General features: G+C 31.4%; 3 protein-coding genes. All 3 read left to right on the plus strand.

Annotation, left to right across the window (positions count from 1 at the left end; genetic code table 11):
* Positions 1–189 precede the first annotated feature (189 nt).
* Positions 190–7335, plus strand: a complete 7146-nt coding sequence (locus HN587_06470; GenBank protein ID MBT7903479.1) for a hypothetical protein — start codon at positions 190–192, stop codon at positions 7333–7335.
* A 57-nt stretch (positions 7336–7392) separates the two neighbouring features.
* Positions 7393–11661: a hypothetical protein gene (locus HN587_06475; protein MBT7903480.1), complete on the plus strand. Its 4269-nt coding sequence runs from the start codon at positions 7393–7395 to the stop codon at positions 11659–11661.
* A 188-nt stretch (positions 11662–11849) separates the two neighbouring features.
* Complete coding sequence (locus HN587_06480; protein ID MBT7903481.1) at positions 11850–12284, plus strand: hypothetical protein; 435 nt, start codon at positions 11850–11852, stop codon at positions 12282–12284.

Genomic DNA, 12284 nt, shown 5'->3' on the forward strand with positions numbered 1-12284 from the left:
TAAGCCTCCAAATAACTGTTATAATCTTATTATATTACTTTCGTCTTTTTAAAGTTTTCCATTATTAACTACTATATAATGGCTATTTTTATTATATTAATATTTTATTTATTATTATAAAAATACAAAAGTTTTTTAAATAATAATATACTTTTACTTATAAATTAACGCGTTAACATCGGTGTTTGGATGAAAAAAAAGAGGGTAGTATTAGCATTAATTCTAGTAGTATTAGTTTTGGCTTTAAGTTCGCAAGCAATAGCTGAACTTGGTTGTTGTTATACAATTGCTGGATGTGGATTTGTTGACGAATCTGCGTGTAGTGGTGGCTTTGAAAATAAACCTTGTGATCAAGTAGATTTTTGTGATGTAGTTGCATGTTGTCATGGCCAACCAGAATTACAAAATGCATTATACAGAGGAACTTGTGATGCATACTCTCAACAAATAGGGAATGTTCAATCTTTTTTTGTTTCAAAATACAAAACTGATTATTCAATTTATGAATCTGAAGCAACTTCTCAATGTTCATCAGGAGAACTTCCTTCTTGCCAATACACTTCATGTGGTCAAGCAAGTACTTATGATTGTTCATGTGGAACCGAAGCTACATCTGCTGGAAACTCTTGGTGTTGTGCAGGAGATAATTCTGTTTTTTCAAATAAAGCACAATGTTTGCAAAGTCCAAGTTGTCAATCAACTCAATCTTATGCATTAACTGGTACTGTTACAAATCAAGACGGAGCAAAAGTTGCTGGAGCGACAATTACAACTGGACAAAAAATGACAGTTTCTCTTGAAGATGGTTCATATATAATTTCAGAACTTGACAATGGTCTTGTTGGAACAGTAATTGCTGCAAAAGGTGGAGCGATTCAATCAAAAAATTTTACTATTAATTCTCAAGATGCAATAATTAATTTTAATTTAACAATACAAGCACAATTAGTTGGCGAGGGTGAAGCGTTAATTAGTTGTGAAAATAATTATGATGATGATAAAGACCAATTTAATTGGAACTCGACTGCAACTGGGCATGGCAATTATGCAGATATTTGCGATTCTGATTGTGGGACAGTAAACAAAACTGTTTTTTATCAATATTATGAATCACAAAAAGAAGAAAGTTGTGAAGATCAAGTTGATAATGATTGTGATGGAAAAGTTGATTGTGAAGATTCTGATTGTAATTCTAATTCCGCATGTAAACCAACATTTTGTGGAGATAACGTAACTCAATTTCCAAATTCAAATAATTTATTTGAACAATGCGATGCAGTTTATGATTTAAATGGGCAACTAATCTCTGGAACTGATGAAGTTTGTCCAGGACAATGTTACGCTCCTGGAACTGCAAATCAATGTACTTGTAAATACGAACCAGTTTGTGGGAATGCAATAATTGATGAACCACAAGAACAATGCGATGGAGAATATAATGCAGTATCCTTATTTTGGAATCCAGGAACCTATGTTTCTTTAGGTGCGCCTAATGGTTGTGGTGAACTTGAATGTGGTTTACCTGGATCTGCTTATGCATGTCAATGTCCCCCTCCTCAACTTTGTGGGAATGGAATTGTTGAAGCGCCTGAGCAATGCGATCCTGGAAGTGATGAAACTAATTTTTGTCCTGGAGCTGAAGGTGATGAGGGTTGTACTCCTAATTGTTTATGTCCTCAAGCACCATTTGAATGTGGCAATAATTTGCTTGAACCTGGAGAAGACTGTGATGGTATGTGGGATGATGAAACAAATGTTTGGTCAAATTTTAAAACAAGAAAATTTGGTTGTGAGCGAGAATATTGTGGGTGGCCAGGAATTGCAATAAATAGTGAACAAATTCCTGGAGCAGATGAGGGAGAATTTTTTCCACACCAATGTGGGTGTCCATCTGTTTGTAAATTAGATCCTCCTGGACCAAATATTACTAATATTACAACTGAAACGTTTATCAAAAAATTTGATTTAACTTGGGATGATGAATGTGGATTTGAAATGAATTCTAGTATCAAATATAATGTTTATCGATGTGATCTCTCAAATGGAGACAATTGTACTGAATGGGATCCTGAGTGGGCAATTATTGATACCTTATTGCCTAATAAACGAGAATATGAAGATACTACGATTGAACCTGATAAAAATTATTGTTATTATATTGAAGGAATTTATGACACTTTAGAATCGGGAAATAGTATTAAACCGTTAAAACCTTTAAACATTATGTGTAAACGTTCGGGAAATTCTGAATGTTATGACCTAAAAAATAATCATGGCGCACTTGCAACAGAATTTTGTGGACAATTAAATAATAATGTTCGTTCAACTTGCGATATTGAAAATTATATAATTAATGTTACTGATGAATATCAACATAATTGTAATGAACCACAGACAGTTGCAGAGATTGTAACTAATTTTGTTTGTGTTGGATATTATGGGACTAATTCAGATCTTGAAGGAAAAACTAGGTGTGTTCCTGAATCTTTTTGTAGTGGTTGTGGAGATCCATTTGGTTTATTTTCTTTTTTTCCTGACGCTATTTATGGTGAAGCATTAGAAGGCGGACACATGAAACGAAGTTGTAATTTAATAAGTTCTTGTTTTTTAGATAGCTCAAATACTAATGTTGATTATTTTAGGCAAATACAATATGATTTTAGTTGTTATGATTATCATTCAGAACGCGCTTGCTTTGAAGATGCGAAAGGTGTTGGAAATTGCGGGTGGAATTATTCTGAAAAATATGGTGAAATTGGAATTGGTGTTTGTAAATCAAATATTGTTGAAGAACAAGAATGTGATCGTTGCCATCAACACCCCAATAAAATATATGGTAAATGTGAAAAAGATATTTGCCAATTATATGGTAGGTGTTATTATAATCATGAAGATTATCCTGGTCAGTATACTGATAATTATGACGTTGGAAAAGCAGATGCATTACAAACAAAATATGATCTTTACCAATGTATTCCTGAAAGAGAAACAACTTGTTTAAGTTATGATTTTCGTGAGGATTGTATAAACAGTGAGGGAATATACTCTTTAGATGGGAAAAATCAATTATTAAATAATTCATTTGATTTTAATGTAACTCAATATGTTCGTAATAATTATGATAAAAAACCTATTCAAAATGTTAATCATGGTTTCATTTCTGATGTGTTAGGATATAAAGTTAATTCTAATCCTTCAATAGGAACTAATACTTTTTTAAAATTAAATGGGACTAATAAAGTTTTAACCAAAAGTGATGACTATTTTGGATTTGGGAAATGTCAATGGGATGGAAAAGGAAAAAACATTTATGTTGATAATGGTTCTGTAGTTGAAATTCATCAATACTGTGGAAAAAATTCAGATAATGATCCAAATTTAGTTGAATATCAATCAGAGTCATTAGAAGATCATAAAAAAACACTTGAAGCTATGGGTATTAATATTTCTGAAGAAGACTTTTCTAATTTTACTCAAGAACAATGGAATTATTTCGTTCCTGATTGTGGTTATGATCCAACTTGGCAAACAAATATTAACATACTAGATGATCTTTCTTGTAGAAAAGATTTTACAAATCCAACAACCACCATCACTCACGCTCCAAAAATAAAAGGAGAATTTAGTTTAGACGCATCAATATTTGATGATTCCCTTAATTATTCAATTCCAATACATTATCCTAAAACTTATGTTTGTGTTGTTTCATCAAATAATTTGTTAACTGATGGCTCATATGATTATTGTTATCCTAATGGAACTTCAACAAAAATATATGGATCAAAAAACAAAGTAAGTTTTGAAAATGTAGGTTATGATGTCGAGTATAATTTTTCAATAAAAGGATTTGAAACAGGATGGCACAGATTCTATTATTTCTCAGAAGACATATCACACAATTTAGAAGTTGTAAAAAACTTTTCAGTATTTATTGATGCAGATGCGCCAAATATAACTTTTGAATTTTCAAATAAAAGTTTTGAAATATTTGATGATGAATGGAGAACAAACCTTTCCATGAAAATGACTACTGATGAAAATGCAACTTGTGACACAGATATGTTCATCAATGATAACGTATCAATTTATCCAATACAAAAAATATATCACGAATTTAAAGAAGCAGATCAAAGTTGGGAAAAAGTATATGATCATATGATAGATTCAGAATATCGACTTTGGTATCGGTGTGAAGATGAAGTTGGAAATGTTAAAGAAGAAAATATAACAATAATAATTGATGGAGATAAATCAATTACTAATCCTAGACCAAAAGGAACTTGGAATGTATCTGAGTTATACCTTCGAGTAAATACTGGAAAATCTGCAGTTTGTAAACATATGCTACATAGTTCTGATGTTGAGTATTCCGGCTTTGAATGGAATGCAACAATGAACATGACTCAAGTTGCAAAAGAATCACACATGTTAAGTTTATTTAATCTTGCAGGCATGCAACAATTCGCAGAAGACACATTAGGTGATGAACCAAGCACGCTTCATAGAGAACTTGAAGAGGGACTAACAACTGGATTTTACAGATACTATGTTAAATGCATGATGGAAGAAAAAGCTCGAGGAAACAAAGGCGATGAAATTCGATTTGCAGTAGATCTTAAACATCCAACAACAATAACACTTCCAGATCAAGATAACTATCAAGGATGGTATAATGCTGATGTTAATGTAGAACTTAAATGTGAAGATTATCCAATTTATGGACTGGGATACTCTTGGGAATTTGGGTGTAAATCTAAAGAAGATACTTATTATTGCATAGGACGCGATTGCGATGAATACGAAAATTATTTCTTATATGATAATCCAATAAAATTTTCAGAAGAAGGCGAAAACTATATCTCCTTTTATTCAATTGACAAAGGAGGAAACGTTGAACCTGTTGTTGAAAATAAATTATTTAATCTAGATAAAACTCCTGCAAATTTAACTTTACAATTTTTTGAAGGAAATGAAGAAGAAGATATAATCCGCGCAGGAATACCCTATCATGTTATAGTTACCGCATCAAAAGATTTTATTAGTCCAGGAGTTGACATACCAAAAATAACATACACGTCAGCACCATCATTATTTACTGGAGAAATATTATTATTTCCAACAAATGATTCAAAAGTTTATCAAGGATTTTTTAACATACCATTCATTAATGATAATTTAGGTTTTGAAGGATCAGGATTTTTTTCAGTAGAAGGACATGATAATCATAATGTTTACACAACCGATACATTTGAATTTCCAATTGATACAAAACCGCCAACACAACCAGTATTATCCCCTCATTTTGATGATTATTCCAATGATGAATTAAATTATTCATTATATAAATTTAACAATACTTACTATACTAACATGCCAGTTCTTGCAGTAACTGGATACACCGATGAATTACTTGATATAATTACAGTATCCGATTCAGAATTTGTTCATAAAAATTATACATTTACTCAGTATGCAAATCCAACAGAACAAGTACATGATGATAACATAATTTTAGCATTTTCAGACACTCATGATATACGAGTAAATGGAGACATAACCAATTTAGTAACATCAGATGATTTCTTAGGTTTTATGCAACAACAAGAAGAAATAGGACCTAGGCGCGCGTATGGAGATTATGGAAAATTTTATGATATAGTTTCAGTAGATTATGTTCCTGGAGATAATCAATATACACAAATTATGGTATTTCCAAAACTAGAAGAATCATATAATCAAAACAGTAAAATACATTTTTACTCAAAAGAATATCCTTTGTACTGGTTTAATGTTGAATTACAATTAACACCATATAGAGAAACATTATTTTACATAAAATCATATGATAAGTCAGGCAATTTAGTGAGGCTACCAACAATTTATGATGATCCGCAAGTATTTAAAATATTTTTTGATCCTGATAAACCTCAAGTTCATCAACACTATCCAAATGATGGAACCACATCTGAAAACACATTTAGAATTAGTTTAATTGTAACTGAAGATGGAGATGAATCAGGACTTAATTATGATTCAGTAGAATTTGTAATAAATGGGGGCCCGCACTTAGATGAAATCGTTCCTGCAAATATTACTAGGTTGACTGAACTTGAAAATAATACTGAGAGCACATTATTTTATGGTAAAAAAGTTTATGAAATATTTTACGAAGTTTCCGATTTAGATGATGGCACATATGATGTTTCAATAACTGCAACTGACTTAGCAGGAAACTCATTAAGTGAAGAATTAGAAGACGCATCATGGGAATTTATTGTAGATCAACAAGCACCAATAAGTCCTGAATTTAGTTTAGTTGGTGGATTTTCTGAACCAGTAGAATTAAGTTTACCTGATTCAAATCCTAGGTGGTATGTGAATAAACCAAATCCAATGTTTAAGTTAGATTTTTCAGAAAATAATGACCCTGTAACTGTAACGTCAGTAAATTTATTTTCAAAATTCCCTGATTCAACTGATGATGCGACGTGTTCTGCAATTAATGGAAGTTTTAATGAATTTTTATGTTCATTTAATTTTCCAATTGATGATGAAAATCAAATTTATCAAGATTATTCATTTAATATTACTGCATTTAAAACACTTGATGATGGAACAGATTCTGACGATGGATTATTTGGTCCTTTTGAATTTACAATAGATCAACAAGCACCAAATTTCACTGTTGACACATTTAAAACAAGAATTAGAACTGGCGAAACATATACTATTATTTTAGAAGTAAATAATGAATATCATCCATTAAATGCTAGCTTTGTTGCAGGACCACAAGAAGGAGAAGCAGTAGCGTATAAACAGAATGGGACAACAAAACTTTTTGATTATGACTGGAATGTTAATGTAAGTGAAAATGGAAATCATTCTTATGACTTAATATTATCTGATTTTGCAGGAAATTCAAATGATTGGCACGGAAGTTTCTTGTTAGATAATATAAAACCAAATTTTACTGTAAATGTAGTTAATATCACAAATTTATTTGAAATAAATGGAGTTTGGTACACATCAAATGGAAATTTAACTTTGAATGGAACTGTTGATTCTGACACTGCATTTGTGTGGGTTGCACCTGGAGACTATAACGAAACTACAGAAACATTTGATGATAAAAAAGATGGAACTCTTATTAAGAAAAATGGAACTCCATATGCATTTACAATTTCAATAATTTTATCAGGACAAATTGGACAAGAGGTTACAAATATTTTTACAATACTTGTTGCTGATGAAGCAGGAAATATTCATATGAAAAACATAAACATAATTCAAGATTTAAAACAACCTGATGATCCAGAATTTTATATTCAACAATAATTTAAAAATTTTCAATTATTATTTATTATTTTATAATTTTTTCAAAGGAGAATAAAGATGAAAAAAGAGGTACTAATACTCCTAGTAATTGTATTTACACTCATTCTACCCATTTCAATAGCAATAGACACATATGATGATGTCGTACCTCACATAACTGCAGATTTTCAAGAAAATGTAACTATCATAAATTCATCATTAATTAATATAGATGCAGGACAATCATACTCTTTAAGTAATAATTCTTTATTGGATATGCCTAAGAAACAATATGTTTTTTTTCCAATTATCGCATTACAAAATGGAGTATATCAAATAACATTACAAGCAAAAGATCAAGTGGGAAATATTGGAACTTATTCCTGGCCATTTGAAATCTATAAAAAACCAAATAGTGTGGAACTTTTAAAACCTAGACTCGGAGTATCAAATACAACTTATTTTGAAGTATTATTATCAACAGGAGAAACTTCTTATTGTAAATCATCAAGTCAAGTACCACAATCATTCGAATCAATACTTTTAAAAAAATTTGATTTAACTGGAATTAGTTTATTAAATCCAGATACTTATGAGTCCACTCATAAATTTTTAAATTATACAATAACTCCCGCACCATCACAACCATTTTATGTTTATTGTAAAGATAATTTGGGTCGAGAAAATTTTAAGTCATTTACATTATATACTGATTTAACTCCTCCAAATATTGTAGCAAAAACTGCAAGTCCAAATCCTGTTTTAGAATATCCTGTTGAAGGAAAATTACGTTCGACAATAACTGCAATTACAAATGAACCTGCAATTTGTAAATACTCTTTAGATTCAAATGAAACATATTCTGATATGAGTGGTGAGTTTGATAATTGGACTCAGATATATGATTTGATTGAATATTCTGATGATTTGTTTAATAGTTTCACTACAGAAAATAAAGTAACTTTAGAATACCCTTCAAACATTACCAAACAAGATTTCAAATATTATATTATTTGTGAAGATCGTGCAGGCTGGAAATCAACAAAAAAAGAATTCACTCTAAAAGTAGATTTAACTTCAGCACTTTCAATAAAAATTGAAACTCCTCCAAGTGCAACAAACAACCCTGCAGTTTTTTTAAACATAACAACAAACAAAAGAGCATACTGTTTATACAAAACAGGAAATAATACTTATGATTCAGGACAGATGAGTAGTTCCTCAGTAAATCTTGCAAATACGCACACAAAAAACTTAGGAACATTATCCTCTGGAACTTATTCATACAAATTTAGGTGTATTGTTCCTCCTGCAGGAGAAGTAGAACAACAAAGTAAAGAAAAATCATATACTTTCATAATTGATACAACTCCCCCTAGTAAACCAATAATTAATACAACTGACTTTGTTTGTAAACACGAACTTAGCGGATCATTTCTAGCAAACGATACTCATACGAGCATAGATGAATATGTTTGGCAAATATTTACTAGCGGTCTTGTTTTAGCAAATGGAACAAGTTCTGACACCGTCACTGTTTCAAAAACAAACAACGGATCCAATTTTGTACTTGACAAAGAAAAACAATATTTTTTCAAAGTATATGCAATCGATGCAGCAGGAAATTCTGGACAAACCGCTGATTCTTTACCAATAAGCTATGATGATACTGGAATTAAATGTGACACAACTCCCCCTACAATAACTGTTGATAAAAGTCCTCTTGGAGAATCAGTAATCATAAATTGTTATGATAATCAATCCGGTTGCGGAATTATGAATTATGGTGTCGCGCTACAAGAACCTTGTAATGTATCCAAAGTAAATTTTGCACCAGTTACAATTCCTCTAACTAGCACAATTATTGTTTGTTGGGATGTATCTGATATAAAAGGAAATGTGAACAAAGGAGTAAAAAAAATAGTAGTTAATGGAACTGGACTTGATAGTTCATTAATGGAATGTATTGGTGGAACTGATAATGATGGTGATGGACGAGGAGAATTATGTCCTGCAGGGCCTGATTGTGATGATACTGATTCAAATTTTTACATTGGTTGCTTATCTGGTTGTGTACAAGACACTGATGGTGATAAATACGGTCGAGGATGCACTATTGGCAATGATTGTCATGATCGAGATGAAAATTTAACAACAATTTGTCCTAATGGGTGCGTTTCTGATAATGATGGAGATGAATACGGTCTTGGTTGTAGTAAAGGACATGATTGTCGAGGAATAGCATTCCCTAAAACTAATTATTGTCCTAATGGATGTATATCTGATAATGATGGGGATAATTATGGATTTGGTTGTCCTGCGGGACTTGATTGTAATGGTGAAGATCCAAACTTTTTAACACAATGCACTAATGGTTGCATCTCTGATCTTGATGGAGATGGATATGGAATTGGATGCGAGACAGGGCCTGATTGTAATGGCGCAGATCAAACAACCAATGCAGGTTGTGAAAATTTATGCATTAATGATGAAGACGGAGATGGTTATGGATTTGGGTGCACTCTTGGGTCTGATTGTGATAATGTAAATCAACTTTATACCACTGAGTGTCCTGATGGTTGTTTAGTAGATAATGATGGTGACGGATATGGTTGGGGAGAATGTAGCCCGGATTGTGATGATACTGATTATTCATTAAACATGGACTGTGTTGATACAACAAACTGCGTAGTTGATCTAGACGGTGATGGAATGGGGCTTGGTTGCGAGGCAGGACCTGATTGTAATGACTTAGATACGTCAGTAGATAATACTCAATGCGTTGTTAATTGTAGTTTTGATTTAGATTGTGATAGGCTACCTGATAATTGGGAACAAAAATACTCTCTTAATGAAACACTAATTAACGAAATGGAAGATCCAGATTCTGATGAAATAATAAATCTTGACGAATATAGACAAAATTCAGATCCTACAAAAAAAGACGAAAAACAAGTTTCACAAGAATCAGAAACAAAATTTAATCCCGACGAAGATGGAGATGGAATACTGGATGAATGTGAAAGTCGAAATCCTAGTGTATTATCAAACAAAGATCTTTATGATGCAGATAAAGATCCTGATGCAGATGGATTAACAAACAAAGAAGAATGCGCATACATTCAAGGACTTTGTAGTTATGGAACAAATCCTGCCAAAGCAGACACTGATGGGGATGGTGCCAATGATAAAAAAGAAATTGATGCATTAACTGATCCGTGTGATCCAACTGACAAACCAAGTTCAGGAATGGGACTTTGGCTAATACTATTAGGTTTACTTTTAATTATTGTTAGCACTTGTTTTATAGTATACAAAAAATATTATTTAATTTTAATTGCTCCTCCTCCTGCACCAGTTCAAAATCAACAAGTTGCAAAACCACTCTTTAGAAGAACTGCAATAAAACATCCTATGAATCATCCAGGCGCAGGCAAATTTCCTTTACGAAGACCACATAAACCTTCAGGCCCGAGATTATCTCATGATAAATATGCTGATTCAGTAAAATCTAAATTAGAAGAAAGAAAAAAAATGCTAGATGTGTTTGGAGACCGAAAAAAAGTCGAACACAGCAAAATTATGGAAAAACTTGCACGTAAAAAAGAAGAAAAAGTTCATCTCAAACCATTAAGAAAAAATGATTCTCCAAAACCCCAAGTTGTTGAAAAGCTTGAAGAAAAGAAAATAGAGCCTGAGCACATAAAACAATTAAATAAAGTAATTGATGGTGGCGCGTTTGATAAATTAACTGATCTTACAAAAAAACAAGTAGATGAATTTGGAAAACTTGCAGGGATTGTTGCACAAAGAGCAGAACAAAAGAAAAAGTTATCTGATGATCAAGTTCACAAACTAGCAAAAATTACTCAAAAACTCGAAGAACATAAACTTAAGAAAAAAGAAGTAGAAAAGGCAGTTAAATCTGCAGATTTTGATAAGTTAGACAATTTTTTGAATACAAAACAACAACTAAAAACATTCATGAGAGATTTCAAAGAAGATCAAACAAAGAAAAAAGTAGAAGAAAAAGCCGAGGAAGACGCATTTGATTCATTGTCTAAACTCTCAGGGCAACACGCATCTAAAAAAACTGCAATGGATAAACTCTCCGAACTCAGAGGAGATGAGTCAAAACAAGAATTATTTGAAACAGTCAAAAAGATGAGTAAAGAGGCTCATGTTGATAAAAATGTATTTCAAGTTTTATTAAATTATTTAATGAAAAGTGGAAAAATAAATAAAAAAGAAGTTGCAGAATTATTATTTGACTTAGAAAAACAAAAAGTCTTTGATTCAAAAGATATAGCAGATGTATTTTTTAACTTAGGACTTCGAAATAATTAGGCAAACATTAATTAAGAGTTATGATTAAATAATAATTATTATAAACAAAGAATAACTATTGATTATTATTTAATTATAAATAAAAATTATGATGTCAAAATAATGTTTTGAGGTGATTTAAGATTAACAAAAAAGCACAAGTCGCAGGACAAATATTTGTTTACATACTAGCAATAATCATAGTTTCTATGATACTCGTGTATGGATATAAAGCAATTAAAAGCTTTGGAGAAAGAGGAGAACAAGTTGAATATATCTCGTTAAAATCAGATTTAGAAAATGCGTTTAAAGGAATTAAAACAGATTATGGCTCAATAAAACGACCTGTAATACAAATTCCAGGAAAATTTAAAAAAATATGTTTTGTTGAACCAGGAAAACACTCTGGAACTGCACCCATTTGTCAACCGGGAAATTCCGAATATGAACCTTTAGTTTGTAGTGGCTGGGAAATTGGAAGAAACAATGTGTTTTTATGTCCTGATTGTTCAGAATCATTTAATGTAGAAGAAATTGAGATAGTAAATAATGGTGAACCCTACATTTGTTTTGAAACAGTTGCGAATAAAATAAACTTGCAAATAGAAGGAAAAGGAGATCGAGTTAAAATAACCAAATATTAA

Source organism: Candidatus Woesearchaeota archaeon, from assembly GCA_018675335.1.
Classification (GTDB): Archaea; Nanobdellota; Nanobdellia; order Woesearchaeales; family UBA11576; genus JABJCP01.

Bases quoted from the DNA above. Each gene is read 5' to 3' on its own strand.
- HN587_06470 (MBT7903479.1), top strand. From the start codon at position 190: ATGAAAAAAAAGAGGGTAGTATTAGCATTAATTCTAGTAGTATTAGTT.
- HN587_06475 (MBT7903480.1), top strand. From the start codon at position 7,393: ATGAAAAAAGAGGTACTAATACTCCTAGTAATTGTATTTACACTCATT.
- HN587_06480 (MBT7903481.1), top strand. From the start codon at position 11,850: ATGATACTCGTGTATGGATATAAAGCAATTAAAAGCTTTGGAGAAAGA.